Annotated in this window: 18 protein-coding genes; 14 read left to right on the top strand and 4 right to left on the bottom strand. The window is 34.9% G+C overall.

From position 1 onward, the window contains the following. Positions 1-11 precede the first annotated feature (11 nt). The 7 genes from lepB (IGJ55_RS11100) (at position 12) to IGJ55_RS11070 (ending at position 7,763) form a co-directional block, all read left to right on the top strand. Positions 12-767 (top strand): signal peptidase I, encoded by a 756-nt coding sequence (gene lepB / locus IGJ55_RS11100; protein WP_083244338.1) that lies wholly within the window; start codon positions 12-14, stop codon positions 765-767. Positions 768-806: 39 nt separating this feature from the next. Then, positions 807-1,478, top strand: a complete 672-nt coding sequence (gene lepB, locus IGJ55_RS11095) for a signal peptidase I (RefSeq protein WP_430606491.1) — start codon at positions 807-809, stop codon at positions 1,476-1,478. 28 nt (positions 1,479-1,506) lie between these two features. Then, entirely contained in the window at positions 1,507-4,077 is a 2,571-nt protein-coding gene (locus IGJ55_RS11090) for a YfhO family protein (RefSeq protein ID WP_069639795.1), read from the top strand. 40 nt (positions 4,078-4,117) lie between these two features. After that, a complete protein-coding gene (locus tag IGJ55_RS11085) occupies positions 4,118-5,086 on the top strand; it encodes a DUF5067 domain-containing protein (protein ID WP_207121237.1) in 969 nt (322 codons plus the stop codon). Then, on the top strand, positions 5,086-5,823 hold the full coding sequence (locus tag IGJ55_RS11080) for a hypothetical protein (protein WP_069639797.1): 738 nt from the start codon (positions 5,086-5,088) through the stop codon (positions 5,821-5,823). The genes IGJ55_RS11085 and IGJ55_RS11080 overlap by 1 nt, the downstream gene beginning before the upstream one ends. A 340-nt stretch (positions 5,824-6,163) precedes the next feature. Continuing rightward, positions 6,164-7,015: an HAD family hydrolase gene (locus IGJ55_RS11075; protein ID WP_207121236.1), complete on the top strand. Its 852-nt coding sequence runs from the start codon at positions 6,164-6,166 to the stop codon at positions 7,013-7,015. A gap of 100 nt (positions 7,016-7,115) precedes the next feature. Continuing rightward, positions 7,116-7,763, top strand: a complete 648-nt coding sequence (locus tag IGJ55_RS11070; protein ID WP_207121235.1) for a hypothetical protein — start codon at positions 7,116-7,118, stop codon at positions 7,761-7,763. Between the two features lie 127 nt (positions 7,764-7,890). Here IGJ55_RS11070 and IGJ55_RS11065 read toward each other — a convergent pair whose 3' ends face one another. Further along, positions 7,891-8,649 (bottom strand): MerR family transcriptional regulator, encoded by a 759-nt coding sequence (locus IGJ55_RS11065; protein WP_429949218.1) that lies wholly within the window; start codon positions 8,647-8,649, stop codon positions 7,891-7,893. 150 nt (positions 8,650-8,799) lie between these two features. Between IGJ55_RS11065 and IGJ55_RS11060 the strand changes: the two genes are divergently transcribed. Continuing rightward, positions 8,800-9,156: a DUF1827 family protein gene (locus tag IGJ55_RS11060; RefSeq protein WP_429949220.1), complete on the top strand. Its 357-nt coding sequence runs from the start codon at positions 8,800-8,802 to the stop codon at positions 9,154-9,156. Positions 9,157-9,208: 52 nt separating this feature from the next. Here the strand turns inward: IGJ55_RS11060 and IGJ55_RS11055 are convergent, their stop codons facing one another. From IGJ55_RS11055 to IGJ55_RS11045, 3 genes are read right to left on the bottom strand one after another with little or no spacing between them, the layout of a single operon-like run. Further along, complete coding sequence (locus IGJ55_RS11055) at positions 9,209-10,396, bottom strand: ABC transporter permease (protein WP_430606489.1); 1,188 nt, start codon at positions 10,394-10,396, stop codon at positions 9,209-9,211. Further along, positions 10,383-11,531, bottom strand: a complete 1,149-nt coding sequence (locus IGJ55_RS11050; protein ID WP_429949223.1) for an ABC transporter permease — start codon at positions 11,529-11,531, stop codon at positions 10,383-10,385. The genes IGJ55_RS11055 and IGJ55_RS11050 overlap by 14 nt, the downstream gene beginning before the upstream one ends. 14 nt (positions 11,532-11,545) lie before the next feature. After that, entirely contained in the window at positions 11,546-12,478 is a 933-nt protein-coding gene (locus IGJ55_RS11045) for an ABC transporter ATP-binding protein (RefSeq protein WP_069639803.1), read from the bottom strand. A 121-nt stretch (positions 12,479-12,599) separates the two neighbouring features. Here IGJ55_RS11045 and IGJ55_RS11040 point away from each other — a divergent pair, with 121 nt between their 5' ends. From IGJ55_RS11040 to IGJ55_RS11015, 6 genes are all read left to right on the top strand, one after another. Continuing rightward, entirely contained in the window at positions 12,600-13,691 is a 1,092-nt protein-coding gene (locus IGJ55_RS11040) for a sensor histidine kinase (protein ID WP_207121231.1), read from the top strand. Between the two features lie 12 nt (positions 13,692-13,703). Next, on the top strand, positions 13,704-14,336 hold the full coding sequence (locus tag IGJ55_RS11035; RefSeq protein ID WP_430606487.1) for a response regulator: 633 nt from the start codon (positions 13,704-13,706) through the stop codon (positions 14,334-14,336). Positions 14,337-14,435: 99 nt separating this feature from the next. Beyond that, positions 14,436-14,846 (top strand): GtrA family protein, encoded by a 411-nt coding sequence (locus IGJ55_RS11030; protein WP_207121230.1) that lies wholly within the window; start codon positions 14,436-14,438, stop codon positions 14,844-14,846. A gap of 80 nt (positions 14,847-14,926) precedes the next feature. Then, entirely contained in the window at positions 14,927-16,399 is a 1,473-nt protein-coding gene (locus tag IGJ55_RS11025; protein ID WP_069639806.1) for a nicotinate phosphoribosyltransferase, read from the top strand. A gap of 14 nt (positions 16,400-16,413) precedes the next feature. Beyond that, on the top strand, positions 16,414-17,241 hold the full coding sequence (gene nadE / locus IGJ55_RS11020; protein WP_069639807.1) for an ammonia-dependent NAD(+) synthetase: 828 nt from the start codon (positions 16,414-16,416) through the stop codon (positions 17,239-17,241). 437 nt (positions 17,242-17,678) lie between these two features. Continuing rightward, positions 17,679-20,147 (top strand): HAD-IC family P-type ATPase, encoded by a 2,469-nt coding sequence (locus IGJ55_RS11015; RefSeq protein ID WP_430606486.1) that lies wholly within the window; start codon positions 17,679-17,681, stop codon positions 20,145-20,147. Positions 20,148-20,189 lie beyond the last annotated feature (42 nt).

The raw sequence follows: 20,189 nt of genomic DNA, 5'->3' as shown, positions 1-20,189 counted from the left end.
TCAAGATCAAGATGAAACAGACAAATAAAACTTCTAAAAAGGCTGTAGTAAGCAACAAGCAAAAGAGCAAAGGTATCAGTCGTCAAAAGCTGCATAAAAATCAAAGTAAGCAGAAGGCGGCACACTTAAATCAAGGAAAAAAAGAATCAGCTAAAAAAAATAGAAAGGTTCAATCAAAATCACTTAAATCGAAAAAAATAAAAAGGACTCTAAAAAAAAAGAGAAAACAAAGACACCAATTTTATAAAGAAATCGGTGTCAGCTTTTTTCTCCTCATCCTTCTTTTTTTTGCTCTACAATGGGTATTTTTCAGTATGCCAAAAGTCGACGGTTATGGTATGACTACGACATTAGATGATGGAGATCGCTTATTTGTCAGCAAACGTAGCGCAATCAAGCGCTTTGATCTCGTCTATTTTAAAAATCCTGAAACAAAACAAGTAATGATTAGGCGAGTGATTGGTTTACCAGGCGAAGAGATAGCGTATGTAAACGATGAATTGATGATCAATAAAGCACCAGTTGTAGAACGGTTTTTAAAAAAAGAAATCAGTGAAGCCGCACAAGAAAAACGACGTTTAACCGAGGATTTTACTTTAGCTGGATTAACAGGTTCAACACTATTGCCAAAAGAGAGTTATTTCGTTTTAGGTGATAATCGCCATTATGCGGCAGATAGTCGTCAATTTGGCTGGATCGAAAAAAAAGACATCTTAGGTGTGGTAAAAGCAAGAATAACACCATTTCATCATATGACTCAATTTTAAAAAACAGTAGGGAATCACTACATAGTAGGAGGGCAATCGGTGTCTACATATCAGAAACAAGTCTCGACAGCCAAAAAAGGCCATTCAACGAAAAAGAAACACCGCTATTATTCAAAAGAAAAAAGAAGCCAGAAACTGAATGAACAAAGCCAAAGAATGAGAAAGACACTCAAAAGTAGAGATATGATCTTTTTACTGTTTTTTGGCTGCTGTTTGGTCTTTTTATGGCAAAATAGCACTCATCAAGTGTCTGGTTCTTCGATGTTACCTACATTGGAAAATAATGATCGTATTATTGTTCGAAAAGGTCGCCTACCTGAACGGTATGAACTGATTACTTTTGATCCAGAAATCCCCGATGAAACTAGTTACGTAAAACGAGTGATTGGTCTTCCTGGAGATCAATTATGGGCAGAGGCAAACGCGATTTATCTTAGACCTCAAAAAGCTGGTAAAGGAGTGTTAAATACGGCTAGTCCAATGCCGGCAGAAGAGCTACCAGATAGCACATTAAAAGTTATTGTCAGTGAAGAAATTTTCCAAGCATTAAGAGATATTCACAAAATTCCTGAAGGCAGTTATTTTGTCTTAGGGGATAATCGGAGTGCTTCAAAGGATAGCCGCACAATGGGCTTGATCACTGAAAAACAAGTGGAAGGTGTTGTGACGTATCGCTATTTTCCGTTGAATAAGATAGGAGAAGTGAAGTGAATTTTGAATTTATAGGAGGAACGACTATATGAGAAGAATGAATTGGATGAAACAAAAAGGCTGGGCTTTTTTATTGAGCATTTTTTTGCCTATAGGAATCATGTGTTTTGTCTATGCACTTCTAGGTATTTATCCGGGAAGTGAAAAAACTATTTTAGCCAGTGATGCTTTGTCGCAAACGTCTAATTTTTTTGCGAGTTTAAATAATACGCTTCATGGAAAACAAAGCTTCTTTTATTCATGGCATGGTTCTTTAGGATTAAATTATTGGTCATTTATGGCTTACTACTTAAATGGTATTTTTAGTCCGTTGATTTATTTTTTTGATAATAGTCAAGTGCCAGATGCACTTTATCTAATTATCTTACTAAAATTCGGTGCGATCGGCGGGACCTTTTGGATCATGAGTGATCAAACGTTCAAAGTGCCTCAATGGGTCAAACTGATGCTAAGTATTAGTTATGCATTAAGCGGATTTGCTGTTGCGTATTCACCTCAACAAATGTGGCTAGATGGGTTGATCTATCTGCCATTAGTGATTTTAGGTATTCATCGTTTGATGGACAAAAAAAGACCTGCTGTTTTATTTATTAGCTATTTGTTATTATTTTTATCTAATTTTTATATGGCTTTTATGATCGGAGTATTTTCATTTCTCTACGTTATTTGTCGCTTTTTAATTGATCCAGCCAAGTATAAAAAAAGTCTGCTGCCCTATTTAACCACTTCACTGTTAGCAGGTGGTGCCTCAATGGTGACTATTTTACCTACGCTATTGGATTTAAAAAATAACGGAGAAAGTCTAACTAAGATACAGGATTTTTTTACAAAAGGAACTGATATTTGGGATCTTCCGGCGAAAACAATGGTGGGAGTTTATGATACAAGCAAATTTGGCAGCTCGCCATTTCTTTATTTTGGTCTATTAGGCTTGATTTTTTGTCTCTTTTACTTTGTGAGCCCTAAATTTCCCTTGAAGAATAAACTTATTTATGGCAGTTTGTTTCTATTATTGATTGCAAGTGTCTATATTGAACCGCTGAATTTATTTTGGCATGGTTTTCATTCGCCAAATATGTTTTTATTTCGCTTTAGCTTTCTTTTTTCCTTTTTAGGCTTATTATTAGCAGGCTTTGGTTTGGAAAAAGTAACGAGGGAAGATACCAATCGACTGGTCAATATTGTTCTTGGGCTGATTTTGTTATATCTTGCGATTATTTTTTTGGCTAATCGTAAAAGATATGATTTTTTAGATAAAACAACGATTGCTACTACGGTGATTTTACTATTAGTTTATCTTTCAATTTGGTTAGTCAGTCATAAATGGCAGCAAAAAATGACCATCTGGTGGGTGTTATTATTTCTCGTTTTTCTGGGTGAAATAACGTTTAACACACAGCGAATGGTAACAGGAATTAACGCTGAATGGCATTATCCTGATCGAGTTGCATTTGATCGTGACTATCAAGATGTCCAACAATTAGTGGCAACGACCAAGGAAGAAAATAGTACCTTATATCGTTTGGCAAATTTGAACAGTATTTCTAGAAATGAAAGTTTTCTTTATGGTTATAGCGGGGTATCAATGTTTTCATCTATTCGAAATCGTCATTCTTCTATGTATTTAAATGAATTAGGTTTTCGATCTAATGGTACGAATTTAACGATACAATACGCAAATAATACGTTAGTAATGGATGCTTTGTTGGGGATAAAATATAATATTTCTGAAAATGATCCAAAAAAATATGGATATGAGCTCAAAGAGACTGCAGGTAAACATAAATTATATGAAAATCGTTTGGCGCTTCCTTTAGGAATTTTAACAGATCAAGGAATTTACAAGAAAGATGCCGTGAAAAATCAATCAGAGCTGATTGCCTATTTGTCTAATCAAAAAGAACCATTATTTTATTTCTCAGAAGCTGAAATGATCAAAGAGGAAAATGTTCAAATCGAAGATCAAGGCTCCGTCCTCTTCTACTCAAAAACAGTTCCAAATAAATTACGAAAACTGACCTACTCAATTGATGTTCCCGCACATTCACAAGCCTATCTAAGTTTGTATGGCAGAGGAATGGAGGTTGAAGCAATCACGAAGGTAAACGGAATTGAACAGCGCTCAGGTCTTGAAGAAAATGGGCAGTATTATAATTTAGGGTATTATGAAAAGGCCGAAAAAATCGAAGTAGAAGTTAGTTTTACTGGTGAAGGTGTCGTTCATTTAGTTAAACCGACCGCTATGTTTATGAATGTTGAGGTATTTGAAGACTCGATTCGAACGATTCAAAAGCAAGGGGTCTCTTTTGAAACGAAGGGTAGAACGGCGGAAGCCAATGTAAATTTAGCTAAAGAGCAAGTCGTGTTGACAACGATTCCTTATGATAAAGGCTGGAGTGCGTATATTGATGGCAAAAAAGTTGAGATCCCAACATTTAAAGATGCGTTTTTAGCTTTACCTGTACCTAAAGGAGCACATACGATCAAATTTGTTTTTTTGCCTCAGGGTTTTAAAATAGGGTTTAGTTTATTGATTAGTTGTCTCATTCTTTTTATATTTTTCAACTGGTGGTTAACGAAAGAGGATAGGAAAACGTAACAGTGCAAAGAGTATCTTTTAAAAAGAAAAGGAGCATATGATGCATAAAAAAAAGCTGTATTTAATTCTAGTGCTACTGATTTTTATTAGTGGTTGTTCTGCAAAATTATCGAAAAAAAAGGAATCATTCGAGGGCAAAGGAATCGAGTATACCTTTCAATTACCAAGTACGTGGGAAAAATCGTTAGACTACAAAGTAACATACAGTAATGAAGCAATTTTTGGTGCAAAAGATACAAAAAGTAATTCAACCTTAGTTGTGATGGCTGAAAGAAAAGAATCGATGGATTTAACAGATTTTGGCAATCGAATTAGAAAAGAGTTGAAAAAGCAATATAATTACAAAGATGAAGCAGATATTTTTATGAAAGAATTTAACGTTGGCAAATATAAAGGCTATAAGTATACCTTAGATACAACATTCGATAAACGTGAATCTTGGTTGCATTTGTATTATATTGAAACGGCGCACGGAATGGTGCAATTGAATTATTATTCAGCAAAAGATGGCAATTATGAAAAACGAGCAGAAATCATCGATGACTCAGCTCGTTCTGTTAAAGAAAAAAAAGATAATGGTGCTGAGTCTGAAACAGAAGATGAAATTGTTTTTCAAAATGATGATTTTTCTTTAACCCTGACAGGTGTGATGAATGTGACTGGGGAGACTGGGCAGAAACTCTTAGCACTTAGATATACAGTCGTGAATAAAACAAAAGATCAAGCAATAAAAGCAGATAAATGGGATTCACTGATTCAAGCAACACAAAACGGAAAACAGTTAGTGGAAGGAAAACTAGCAAATGATAATTCGATTTTAGATATTCCCAAATTGATCGAGCAAAAAACGAAAGAAATTCCTGCTGGTAATTCACTTGAAGGTGTTTCTTTATACGAGTTGAAAGATGACAGTGATGTTTTATTGATACCGAATAAAGAGACGTTTAAAACGGCCGATGATGTCCCTATTGCGGTACTCAGTGCCAGCGAGAAAGCGGGGGAAGAATAATGAAGAAAACCGTTCTTCTGTTTGTAACAATTGTTTGTTTTCTAAGTATCAGCGGTTGCTTCGCAAAAAAACAGACAACCGAAACCGAGGTCGAACATCAACAATTATTATGGCACAATAAAAGAGAAAAGCCTTTTGGAACTTTTGATTATCCTAAAATAACGGAAAAAGAAGCGACAGATTTATTAGAAAATAAATTCAAAGTGAACAGTCCAAAACTTATGTCGCAAGTGAAAGTGTTACTGAAAGAAGAGGTTGCCACTGAAGGGATGCAAACTGGCGAACCAGAATATACAATGTATGCTACTGGCGATGAGCTGAAAATACGCGCCTACTTTCCCTTGAATGAAGGGGAAGAACTAAGAGTTTTTGCATTAGTTGACTTAAAATATACCTATAATAAAGAGCAACAAGAAGTTCGTTTAAATGCTCAAAGCTTTTCTATGACGACTTATGGCGAAAAAGTGACTTATCCTAAAGATAATTTTGATGAGTTATTAGCTAAAAGTGCCGCAATGATTGATCTTTCAGAAGAAAAAACCAAACGTGCCATTAAAAATTTTAAAACAGATTATCAGGAAATCGATAAGCGTCCAATTGCGGCAAAAGCTGTTATTTACAGTAATGATAAAGAAGCTGTGGAGAAGAAAAAAGTGTCACAAGAATTATTAGGTGGGTTTGACAGCAATAAGGAATTAAAGGAAATTTATGCAACAATCGTTGACTATACAGAATAAACGAATCAAAACAACTCTTTCTGTACCAACCTCACGTTAACAAAATGGTAGTATGTTTGCTAGGGAAATTATAATAAGCAGTGCTTAAACCATTATAAAACAAAGAATTTTATGAATACGTAACGAAGTGCGCCTGTACAAGTAACTGATTTTGATTCGTTACTTGTACAGGCGCACTTTAGGCAGCAAACAATTTACCAATGCATTTTTGAAGGTGAGGATCCATAAATTTAAAAAAATGAAAGATAAATTATGATATACTCATATAGTTGAAATAAAAAGGCCTCCTATTACAGAATAATCAAAAGAAATAGGCCGATAAGAAAAAGGAGTTTAACAGATGAATGTTGTTTTTTGTGATATAGACGGAACATTTCAGGATCTCGGTGGTGAAGTACCACAAATCAATTATGATGCAATTTATGCCCTACAAAGACAGGGAGATCATTTTGTTTTTATCAGTGGAAGAGGGTATGCACAGTTGTCAGAATTGATGGTTGAATTAGACAGCGAATGTGATGTTATCTTTAGTAACGGTGGTGGTCGCAAGTTGGTCGGTGAGCCTGTTGAATATAATCACTGTTTACCATTAAGTGTATGTGAGCAGGTACTAACTATTTTAGAAGCACGAAACATTTTTTATCATATTCATACAAATGAAGGAATTATTTTAAAAGATGTTGAAAACTACACAACGAATATCTTAGCGCTAAGAGAAAAGCTTGAATCTATGGGAGAAACTGGAAAACAGATCATGGATTTTAAAGAAGCCTTTTTTAAAGAACAATGTCAACATGTAGAAGATCCGCTTCATCATTTAATGGAACACCCAGAACTGAAAGTGATGAAAATTGAATTGATGGAAGCTAGTGATCAAGAACATGAAAAATTACGTGAGTTGTTACGTGGTGAATCAGTCGATGTTTTTTCTTCATTTACTCAATGTTTGGAAGTTGTGGATACAAAAAGTAGCAAAGGGAATGCAATCAAAGAATTTATGACAAATTACCCGAATGCGCGAAGTTACGGCATAGGCGATGGTGAAAATGATCTAGCCATGTTAGACGTTGTTGACGTCCCAGTGGCTGTTGGAAATGCTAAAGAAATCGTTAAACAACAATGTCAGCATGTTGTTGGAGACTGTTTAGACGGTGGTGTTGGGCAATTTATTTTTAATGAAATCATTAAGTAAAACAGTCTGTTCTATTAAATAATGACGAGTCAACTTTTTTGTAATAAAATAAAAGGGTGCAAACTAATTAGTAAATAGATTTATACTTGGGGGAGTAGTAATGAAAGAAACAAAAGAGAATATTGAACATGATTTAGAGTATTATCAATCAGGGATTAAACAGCTATATATGAAAAATTATCAAAAGTATTTTTTCATTCTGCTTGCGGTGATGCTAGTGACATCAACGGGTCTTGTTTTATCTGAATCGATTGTTCGATGGTTGTTGGTTGTATTATTTTTTATCGAGGCGGGCTTAGCCTTTTATTTACTGCGTTTTTTACGTACGGACACTTTTGAAACATATTTTCAACAGATCAAAGCACAATTACCAACAGAATTTCACAAAATAGAAGCAATCGAAATTCAGGAAGATGATCAGGCATATTACTTTCTGAACGGTCAAGAGTCGTTTGTTAAACTAAAAAAGAAAAATGCCAGAAATTTTCCATCGAAAATTAGACAATATACATTATTAGTTGGGTTTACTGATGAATTGGAATTCGATGAAAAAATGTTGGAACAGCCATTACATTTTTTTTATTATGATATTACACAAATCAAGCACTCAGATAACTATAAGAAGGAAATGCTAAAGAATACTAATTTCATAATGAAACGAAATAAAAGAAGAATCAAATCTGCAATCACAATGTTTATTGTTTTAGCGATAATAGGAATTCTCGTTTATTTTTCTGGAACACCTTGATAGCGATATCCTAATTGAGTAGCTTATAGGTAGATGGAATAGTGAGTTTGATTGATCAAGATAAAGCAAAAAAAGTGCTTGGGAGTCCCAAACACTTTTTTTGCTTTTACAAGACAAACCCAAGGGGCTATTTCACAAAGTGCTGAATGATTTTATTTAAGGTTTCTGCAGCTTGTGCGCCTGCTCGTTCATTATAATAAGTCGCGAACCGTTCGTCTTCCACATACATCTGACCTAGACCTCGATGCATTTCAGGCGAATAGCTTGGTGATGTATAATTCAGCCATTCTTTATGTTTCAAGAAAACAGCCTCCGCTTCTTGAGAGCCATAATTTTTCGTTTCCATCACGATTTTTAAAGCAATAATAAGTTCTTTTTCAGCTATTTCCATACCAATGAAATCATCTTCGCTTAAATTTAACCATTTTTGATTAGACGCTGTCACTGTATTTTCACCATACTTCTCTCGGATTTCCTTCCCATGGGTTTGTTCATTTTCTTGTAGTTTTTCTTGCTTGAAACCTACAAATTTTTCGTTGTCAGTCATGCTTATTTCTCCTTTTTGATAACGTAGTGTTTTTTCTACAGTCAGGATCAGATGATCGAGTTGTCGACGCTTATCCAATAATTGCTGATGATGAACCTGTAGTGCGTGTTTAGGATCATAGTCGGGTGCGGCCAGTATTTTTTGAATCTCTTCTAGTTTCATCTCTAACGATCGGTAAAAAAGAATCTGCTGCAGCTTATCGACTTCTTTTTTGCCGTAGATACGATAACCAGAAGAATTGATACGAGCTGGTTTTAGTAGATCGATCTCATCATAATAACGCAACGTGCGAGTGCTGATTCCAGATAGTTCAGCTATTTTTTTTATTGTGTATTCCATCTGTTTCCCTCCTGTATGAATCTAGCATAAACCTTTACTTAACGTGAAGGTCAAGTTTTTTTAAACGATACATAATTTTAGATTTACAAAGTACGCATGAAAGAGTAAAATTTTATGTAAAGTGATCAAGATAAAAAAGGAAGTGAGCAAATGAAACTAATTGAAACACCAATCAAGAAGAATTTAGATTTGGAGTATTTTTATCCTAACATCACAAAATTTGTTTTTGGGTCCAAAGCGATTAAATTTTTTAAATTGTATGCATTAGATCGAACTCAGATTGTCTATGCCGATGCATTTGATAAAATCGATATCATCATGATCAATACCAAAAAGAAAATTACTAAAAATGAAGTGGATTATGTCATCAAAAAACTGCTGAATACGAATAGAGAAGCGGTGACTGTTCATATTGGTATTAAAAATGAAATGCAGAAAAAAGGCTATACTTTTAGTGCTCCTAGAAAAGATATCATTGTCATCCAGAAGACGGTTGATCCATCATAAAAAAGACTCCCTGTAGAAAGCTTAACACACAGCGCTCTACAAGGAGTCATTTTTAATTTTCAGTAGTTGTTTTTTTCAAAGCAAGCTTCAAATTAAGTTGCTCTTTTCTTGTTATCATTGCTAGTAGGAAAAAGATGAAGGCAAAAATAATCAGAATAAGCGAATTGAATAGAAAGCTTGTACGAAAATCATTATTGAATTGGCTAGTATTTCCAATCAAAGTACAGTTCCTCATATACCAATAACTTGGGGTAAAAGAAGCTATTTTCGTTACGATATCCGGTAAAATCTCAGCAGGCACAAATATGCCACTGACAAAAGCACTCCCTAAAATAAATACGTTATTGATCCCAGAAACCATATCTGGATTGCCAATGATTCCGCCAATGAGGTTACTGAAAGAGACCGCTAAGATAAATAATAGGAGCGTATTCAAAATAAAGTAAAAGGTGTAATAATCAAAACTACTCTTTGTAACAAACAGTACGAGACTGACAAATAGTACCCAGATGATCAAACAAAATCCAAATTGTACAAGAAACTGTTGCCGTGAAAACTTTCGTTTTGAAAAAGGAGAGCAGTTGTTTCGCTGCTTGATCTCTTTTCGGTTGAAGGCTAAACTTACTAGCGTAATCGCACTAAAAATAGTCATAAACATCGTATAGGCTAGTACACCAAACACTTTACTTGAAGCCCGATTCTTTTTCAATTGATTAAAAGAAGAGTCAAAGTTGATTTTTCCAGCAGTTTTAACGTTTTTTGTAGTCAATTTTATAAGGTCTGTCTCAGATTTTTCAGGAAAGGTTTCTTGATAAAATTGATATGTTGATAGGTAATTATTAATGACTGAATCTACATAAACCTGACTGAAGTTATCTGGTTTAACTTGAATCATCAAATCTGATAATTGGCCTTGGTTGAGCGAGTGAGAGAATGTTTTTGGAATTGTCAGGACATAATCAACTTTTCCAAAAAATAAAGCGTCATCGATCGTTTCTTGCGTATCTTTTAATGAGACGACATTCATCGTTTCATTTAGGTAGTTTTCTAATTGTTTCGCTATACTACCTTGATCTTTATTGAAAATGACAACATTCATTTTAGCAAGTTCAGTTTCCTTAGAATCTGTTGAAAAAGAACTTGAATAAGCAAATGATATCCCTAAACTGATCGCCAATGCAAGAACCAGAGTACCTAAGTTCTTTTTCATAATACTAAACGTAGCTTTAAAGACTGACATATTGCACTCTCCTTTCATAAATAACACTAAGTGTGATAAAGACTGCTGTCAGTATGCTTAGGTTGAGAATATTATTGTAGAAGCTGTCGATATTTTGATAATAATAAAGCTTATATAACGCCTCACTAACAAGGTTTACTGGGTTAATAGCATTTAACCAAGGAAGATGTTGATTGACTAAAAGTTTGATATCTGGAGACATCATACCAGCTAAAAAGCTACAGGTCATTTGAAAAGTTACTGCAAGTGAAATTTTTTGATTGAGTGGCACTTTTAAAAGATTACCTAACAAAACACCTAATGAGATGGCGGTAACAGCTGTTAGCGAACAAGTCAGTAAAATCAAAAGCCAGCGGTCACCAAAATCTACTCCGTAAACGAAATGACTGAATCCTAGGATAAAAAACAATTCAGTGACAAATATGGTAAAGGAAGAAGCTAAGTTAGTTAGGACAATAAACAGTTTGTTTTTTGGAGTCATACTAATGCGAATGCCATTAGCAGATTGGTTAGCTTGCTCATCATTGGCGGTAACGATCCCCCAGAACATACCGAACATACAACTCATGCCAATCAAGGTAAAGAAGAAGAAGCTTTTTTGGCTTCCTTTTGAAGCTGTTGCATTTTTTACTGAAATATAATTATTGGTTTGACCTATTTTTTCTGTAATTGATGAAGCTAAGAGCGCAGGGTTTTCTTTTTCTAAGGTTCTCAATATTGATTTACTTTGAATAAATTGATTCATAAATGAGTTCAAAACATTTTGTTGAATTGATTGTTTATTGATTGTCAGCGAGAGATTTTCAGCTGACAAAGTATAGTAACCAGCTATTTTTTCATCAAGTAAGTGCTGAGCAGCTGTTTCTTTTGATAATACGACTGACGCAAACATTTTTTGATCATTCGATTTGATTTCTTCGACTGTTTTGATAAAAAATTCCGTATTTTGAGAATCGTTATTATCACTAATGACAATTCCAACAGGGATTTTTTTCACTGTATTCAATGTATCTAAGTTACTAAATGCCGCAGTAAAAAAAAGGCCTAAGAGTAGCGGGAAGATGAGTGACCAAAATAGTAGCACTTTATTTTTTGCTTGAATCTTTAAACGATAATGATATAAATGCCAAAACATAGGAGGGCTCCTTTCTAATCTCTTAATTCTCTGCCAGTTATTTCTAAAAAGACGTCATTAAGGGTTGGTTGTTGGGTATAAAAGTTACCAAATGAAATTTGATTTTCTTCTAGTAAGTGCAGTACTTGAGCAAACACTGCTTTATTTTCTTCTGTATTCAAGGTTGCAAAAACGTTGTCATACGTAATCTCGATAATACCTGGAAGCTGTAATAATTTTTCTTTTACCGCTGTAGGAAAATCAGGGATTTCGATCACAATTTTTTCGTTGACCTTGATCATACTTTTTAACTGTTCTTTAGTGCCTTCTGCTATCACTTGTCCTTTTTCGACGATTACGATGTTATTGCATAATTGTTCGACTTCTTCCATATAGTGGGTTGTATAGACGATTGTGGCACCCTGACGGTTCAGTTCTTTGATACTGTCTAAAATTTTATTTCGGCTTTGAGGATCGACTGCTACTGTGGGTTCATCCAAAAAAATAAGTTCAGGTTTATGCACGATGCCACAGGCAATATTCAGCCTGCGTTTTAAGCCACCACTTAATTTTGAAGGGAGAAAGGTGATAAAATCTTCCAGACCAACTAGTGCAATAACTTCTGTAATATACTGTTTTCTAGTTTTTTTATCGGTAATATATAGTCCACAATAATAATCGATATTCTCAATTACAGTCAACTCGTCAAAAACAGCCACTTCTTGTGGGACGATGCCGATTCTTTTTTTGATATCGTATCGAGTTGGAGACATCTTTTCTCCAAAGAGTTTGATGTCACCTTTGTCGTAAGATAGCAATGAAAGTATACAGTTGATTGCGGTTGATTTCCCGCAACCATTAGGACCAAGCAGGCCTAATATATCTCCTTGCTTTACTTTTAGGTTAAAGTGATTTAGGGCGGTTAATTTTCCATACCTTTTTACAAGATCATTTATTTCGATTATCATATGAAATTCTCCTTTTTTTCTTTATAATAGAACTATAACCTATACTATATAAAGATATAAGTGAATATTTTCCTATATCGATGTGACATTTGTCATACAATAAACGAATTTGGAGAGAATGATGGATAAATTTAAAATGCGCAATATAGTGGATAAAGTTTTTTTGTTAGGTTTATGTACAATCATCCTGATCAATCAAACGTATCAAACTGAAATGGTCCTTTTTATTTTAGTCACGATGATGCTAGATATTTTTCTTTGGGTCATTAAAAAACCAAAATTTTCTTTTTTCGGTCTTTTGACCTTGATGATTAGTGCAGCTTGGTGGTTAGAATATGCGTATTTTATTCCGATTCTTTTTTATGATGGAATGTTGGAAGAGGGAAAAAAAGTATCTCTTTTAAATAGTGGCTTGATTGTAGCTTTTCTGCTATATAGCAATGAGTACTCAAGTAGTTTAAAGATGTATCTTTTACTTTTATGCGGGCTAGCTGGATATTTGGCTGTTCTTACTACGAAAGAGTATACGCTACGAAATAATTATATTTTATTAGAAGAAGAGAACTACGAAAATAATTTTTCATTTGAAGCACAAAATTCTGACTTGATCAAACAACAAGAAATAAAGATTGATTTGGAGCTTTCAAATGAACGAAATAGAATTGCTCGAGATATCCATGATAATGTAGGGCACTTACTTTCAAGCGCATTATTGCAGACAGGAGCGCTTAAAGCAATCAACCAAGAAGACAAGCTAAAACAACCATTAGATCAGCTTCAAAAAACAATCACTGAAGGAATGAATAGTATTCGAGAAAGTGTTCATGATTTACATGATGAGTCACTGAGCTTGGCATTAGCATGTCAAAATATAGTGCAAAACTTTACTTTTTGCGAGGTACAATTAATTGGGGCCTTCTCTGAACGTATCAGCAAAGAATATAAATTGGCCTGTTTAATGCTAATCAAAGAATCACTGGCTAATGTAATGAAACATAGTAATGCGGACAAAGTAGTCATTGAATTTCAAGATCATCCAGGTTTTTATAAATTAACAATAGAGGATAATGGCACTCAGAATCAAAGTAAAAATCCAAATGAAATAGGGATCGGTTTGATTGGTATGCAAGAAAGAATTAAAAAATTAGGAGGAAGATTAAGCTATCGTCGAAAAGAAATTGGCTTTTCAGTACTAGCGGTCTTGCCAAAATAAGGGGTTTAAGAAATGATTCGATTATTGATTGTAGATGATGATTTATTAGTGACCACTTCACTCAAAACAATTGTTGAAGCGAGTGATGAAATTAGTGTAATAGGGATAGGAAACAATGCGACACAAGCGGTTGAATTGTATGAAACACTGCATCCAGATATTTTATTGATGGATATTCGGATGGGTGAGTCAACTGGAATCGAGGCTGCTACAGAGATATTAGCAAAAGAAGAACAAGCTTCTATTTTACTGTTAACGACGTTTTCAGACGATGAATATATCGTCGAAGCTCTTAGAATCGGTGTGAAAGGATATTTGTTAAAACAGGACTTAGAAGCTATTGTGCCATCAATCAAAGCAGTTAAAAATGGACAATCCGTTTTTGGGCATACAATCATGGATCGATTGCCACAATTATTAAAAACTGAAAAAAATGGTTGTTTAGAAGAACTTAATTTGAATGAAAAAGATTTATCGATCCTCTCGTTAATTGCAGAAGGGTTGAACAATAAAGAAATCGCTGAAAAAATATATTTAAGTGAGGGAACTATCAGAAATTATATCAGTAGTTTATTAGAAAAGTTAGCATTAAGAGATCGAACCCAGCTAGCTGTTTTCTACTATAAAAATATCTATGTGAAATAAACTTAATCGCTATAGTTGATGATACGGAAATTGAAAAGCAGTAGGATTTCTCTTCTATCTTTGATAAAATAAAAAGAGCAATGAAAGGGAGCGTATGTGTTGAAAGAATTGATTTATAAATATAAGGAAGTGATTTCTTATATAGTGTTTGGCGTGGCAACGACAATTGTCAACTTTGTGGTGTTTTTTATTTGTAAAGACATGTTAGGAATCGATTATAAAATCAGTAATGCAATCAGTTGGTTTTTATCTGTATTATTCGCCTTTTTTACAAACAAGTATTTTGTCTTTGGCAGTAAGCATGATGATCTAGGTTCTTTTGTTAGGGAAATACTGCTTTTTTACTGGTATCGTATTTTGTCTTTTGTTATCGATATGGCATTGATGATTTTAATGATAGAAGTTTTAAACATTTCGGATTTTTGGTCAAAAATGGCGACTCAAGTGGCAGTAGTCGTGTTGAATTACTTTTTCAGCAAGTTTTTTATTTTTAATAAGAAAACATATTAAAAGTAGTTTTTAGTTAAAAAAATAGTTTTTTGGTATAATAGAAATTAAAATTCTAGAAAAATAAAAGGTGGTACACTGAGATGACAAAAGTTTACGATGATGACGGATTAACATTACATACGGATTTATATCAAATTAACATGATGCAAACCTACTGGCAATTAGGTAGAGCTGATTTGCATTCAGTCTTTGAATGTTATTTTCGTGAGATGCCGTTTAATCATGGCTATGCCATTTTTGCTGGTTTAGAACGACTAGTGGACTATTTAGAGAATCTAACTTTTACGGAGACAGATATTGCTTATCTTAGAGAGGTTGAAGCGTATCCTGAGGACTTTTTAACTTATCTCAAAGAATTTGAATTTAAATGCACGGTTCGCTCTGCATTAGAAGGGGATTTAGTCTTTAATAATGAACCATTGATTCAAGTAGAGGGTCCTTTAGCACAATGTCAGTTGATTGAAACTGCTTTACTGAATATGGTCAATTTTCAAACGCTGATTGCAACAAAAGCCGCTCGTATCAAATCAGTAATCGGAGAAGATCCGTTGATGGAATTTGGTACGCGTCGTGCACAAGAATTAGATGCAGCTGTTTGGGGGACTCGTGCGGCTTATATTGGTGGAGCGGATGCTACCAGTAATGTACGTGCAGGAAAGGTTTTTGGTATCCCAGTGAGCGGCACACATGCTCATTCATTAGTGCAGTCATATGGCAATGATTACGATGCCTTTACAGCTTATGCTAAAACGCATAAAGAATGCGTCTTTTTAGTGGATACCTATGATACCTTGAAATCAGGGGTACCGAGTGCTATTCGTGTCGCGAATGAAATGGGAGATAAGATCAACTTTCTTGGTGTTCGTCTTGATAGTGGTGATATGGCCTATATTTCAAAAAGAGTTCGTGAACAACTAGATGAAGCAGGATATACAGAGGCAAAAATCTACGCCTCAAATGATCTAGACGAAAATACGATATTAAGTTTAAAAATGCAAAAAGCTAAAATTGATGTTTGGGGCGTTGGTACAAAATTGATTACAGCCTATGATCAACCAGCATTGGGTGCGGTATTTAAACTTGTTTCGATCGAAGACGAAAATGGACAAATGGAAGATACGATCAAACTTTCTAGCAATGCTGAAAAAGTCACAACACCTGGCAAAAAACAGGTGTGGCGCATCACACGTAAATCAGATAAAAAATCTGAAGGGGATTATGTAACTTTATGGGATGAAGATCCTCGTGAGCAAGAGGAAATCTATATGTTCCATCCAGTGCATACCTTCATCAATAAAACCGTTAGAGATTTCGAAGCAAGAGCAGTTTTACAAGATATTTTTGTTGCTGGTAAACGTGTCTACGAAATGCCTACTCTGGAAGAAATCAAAAGTTACGCAAAAGAAAATCTTGATTCACTTTGGGAAGAATACAAACGGGACCTAAATCCTCAAAAATATCCAGTAGATTTATCAACTGAGTGCTGGAACCATAAAATGCGTTTACTGGAAAAAGTTCGAGTAGATGTAAAAGCGTTAAGTCAAGGTAAATAATAGGAGGGATTTTTATGGCGTCATTGCAAAAGGCAATTATTGAAGAATTAGGTGTAAAGCCACAAATAGATCCGCAAGAAGAGATTCGAAAAAGCATTGAATTCATGAAAAGTTATTTATATAAATACCCTTTTTTAAAGACCTTTGTACTAGGAATCAGTGGAGGGCAAGATTCTACCTTAGCTGGACGATTAGCTCAATTAACAATGGAAGAAATGCGAAGAGAAACACAAGATGAAGCCTATCAATTTGTAGCTGTTCGTTTACCTTATGGTGAGCAGGCAGATGAAGCGGATGCTAAAAAAGCGTTAGAGTTTATTCAACCAGATAATTCTTTGCGAGTAAATATCAAACCAGCGATTGATGCTTGTGTTAGCTCCTTGGAAGAATCAGAGGTTTCAATCACAGATTTTAATAAAGGGAATATGAAAGCTCGCCAAAGAATGATCGTTCAATATGCAATTGCTGGAGAAAAATCCGGTGCTGTAATCGGAACGGATCATGCAGCAGAAAATATTACTGGTTTTTACACAAAATATGGGGACGGCGGAGCGGATATTTTACCACTATTCCGCTTAAATAAACGTCAAGGGAAAGCGTTGCTGAAAGAATTAGGTTCACCAGCTGAACTGTATACTAAGATACCGACTGCTGACTTAGAAGATGACAAACCTTTAGTGGCTGATGAAGTAGCCCTTGGTGTGACGTATGATGATATTGATGACTATGTTGAAGGAAAAACGGTGTCGGATAAAGCGCGAGAAACGATAGAAGGTTGGTATAAAAAAACTCAGCATAAGCGTCATATGCCGATTTCGATTTTTGATACTTTTTGGAAGTAAGCTCTTAAGCTAGCAGGCGAATGAATAGATAATTCTAGGTGCGGACCCTAAGTGACCATGAAAACATTGGGAGATCCGCACCAAAATAATAGAGAAAAAAGGGATGATTAGCAAATTTTTCATTGAAATGCATGCAGTCAGACATTTATACTTGACCGCACGATGTCTCACTCCAATAAGGAGTGAGTGGATCGAACTATTTTTCACTATACTGTAATCTGTAGCATGGACATTGCTCGAACACAGACAAGCAAAAAATGATAAAAAGGAAAGACTAGAATTTTAGCCTTTCTTTTTTTATATTCCATTACTAATCAAAGCACCTTCATTTTGTTCAAATGGTTAAAAAAAGTGTAAACTTAAATCAGGTGCCAGAAAAATACGCTAAAATACTCTACAATTGAAGTAATATTAGCAAGAAAAAGGTGAACGAAAGTATGAGAAAATTGTTAAAACGAAAAAGAGATATTGATAGCGAGGAGTTTCTTTCATCTGAAATAAAGCCACAATCACTAAATAATAATGATATTCGGATTCCACCAACTATAAAAGGACTATCTAATCAAGAAGTGCAACAGCTGTATGCTGAAGGAAAATACAATAAGGAAGGGGAAGATCTTTCTAGAACTACAAAACAGATTATTTTAGATAATTCTTTAACACTGTTTAATTTCATCAACTTGTTTTTAGCGGCAGCTGTTTTTGCTGTAGGTTATCCTAAAAATGCTTTATTCTTCTGGATCATTATCATCAATACAGCAATTGGTGTGATTCAAGAAATTCATGCAAAGAAAACAATCGATAAATTATCGATCGTCAATAAAAATGAAGTAATGGCAGTCAGAGAAAATCAAGTGACAAAAATTTTTCAAGATGAAATTGTTTTAGGCGATGTTTTAGTTCTAACTTTAGGAAATCAAGTTCCTTCTGATGGTATTGTGCTCCAAGCGGAAGGGATGGAGGTTGATGAATCTCTTTTAACGGGTGAGTCTGATAAAATCACAAAGCAAAATGGTGACAAAATCATGAGTGGTAGTTTTATTACCTCAGGTTTAGGTTTTGTTCAAATCACAGCTGTTGGGGAAGATAACTTTGTCTCTAAGTTATCGAAAGAAGCAAAAACTGAAAAGCCATCAACTTCTGAATTGATGAATTCTCTTAATTTGTTGATTAAAGGACTGACTTTTGCAATTGTCCCAATTGGTTTGCTATTATTTTGGTCCCAATATCAATCAACGCAGTCCTTTCCGAAAACTGTTTTAGGTGTTTCAGGGGCCTTGATCAGTATGATTCCAGAAGGCTTGATGCTGTTGACCAGTGTAGCCTTTGCTGTAGGTGCTGCGAATTTAGCCAGAAAACAAACGTTGATTCAGCGTTTATCTTGTATTGAAACACTTGCTCGTGTCGACACAATTTGTTTAGATAAGACTGGAACTATTACAGATGGTAGTTTAACGTTTAAAGAATTGATTCCTCAAGCAGGTTTTCCAGCTAGTGAAATCGAGCGGGCGATGAGTGAAATGATGGCAGGCCTATCTGATCAAAATGCAACAGCTAAAGTTTTAAGAACTCGATTTCCATTAACGCAATCTAATTGGAAAGTCAAAGAAGTGATTCCATTTTCTTCTGATCGGAAATGGAGTGGTGTCACGTTTGAGGAAAAAGGTTCATTTGTAATGGGCGCACCAGAATTCATCTATTCTGATGTTCCGCAAGACTTAAAAGAGAAGTTGGCTCCTTATAACGAACAAGGAGACCGCGTCTTAATTTTAGTTCATTTTTCTGACGAATTAACGAGTCCTGTGTTGCCAACAAAAAAAGAGACGGTTGCGATCTTCATTATTGCCGATACGATTCGTGAAAATGCTGTGGACACATTTTCGTATTTTGCAAAGCAAGATGTCACTTTAAAAGTTATTTCGGGTGATAACCCTATTACGGTATCACAAATAGCTAAACAAGCGGGAATCGCTGGGGCAGAAAATTTTGTCGATATGAGCAAAATTTCAGAAGACGCTGATTTCAAAGAATTAGTTGAAAAAACAACCGTCTTTGGTCGAGTGACTCCTTATCAAAAAAGAGAATTGATTCAAGCTTTAAAACAAAATGGCCATACAACTTGTATGACAGGAGACGGAGTTAATGATATTCTTTCACTACGAGAAGCGGATGTAAGTGTCGCAATGGCTAGCGGAAGCGATGCGGCTCGAGCGGTATCCGATGTTGTGCTGCTTAATTCTGACTTTAGTTCGATGATCCAAGTTTTGAATGAAGGTCGAAGAGTGATCAATAATATTGAACGGGTGGCGTCGATGTACATGGTAAAAACAATTTACTCAGCTATATTGGCGGTCACATTCATCTTTTTATTTTTGCCTTATCCATTTGCGCCACTACAATTAACGCCGATCAATACACTAACAGTTGGTATTCCTTCCTTTATTTTGGCATTAGAGCCTAATTATCAACGAATAAAAGGTCATTTTTTAACAAATATCTTGCGTATTTCAGTGCCAGGAGCTTTGACGGTGGTCTTCAATATTTTCGTGTTACAATTGGCAGGTATTTTGTTTGAACTATCACATCAAGAGGTGTCGACAATGTGCGTGCTGCTTACAGGTTGTGTAGGATTCCAAGTATTACTGAGAGCTGCTAGACCATTAGATTTGAAAAAGCAATTAATGATCGGTATGCTTTTAATCGCTTTTATTGCTTGTTTCTTATTCTTCGGAGACTTCTTTATGCTGACACCTTTATTTACAAGAAATGTTTTCTTCTACTTGCCATTGATTCTGGGAAGTCGCTCGATCTTTAACTATATCTCTTTGTTTATGACAAGAGCGATCTATGAAGTTGAAAAAAGAAAAGAGCATAGAAAAAACAAAAAAACTAAACGAGTGATTTAATACGATAAAAGCCAGGACGAATTAATGTCCTGGCTTTTTTAA

The organism is Enterococcus sp. AZ170 (genome assembly GCF_050545135.1).
Lineage (GTDB): Bacteria > Bacillota > Bacilli > Lactobacillales > Enterococcaceae > Enterococcus_L > Enterococcus_L ureilyticus.
This window is presented reverse-complemented; position numbering and strand designations above follow the sequence as displayed.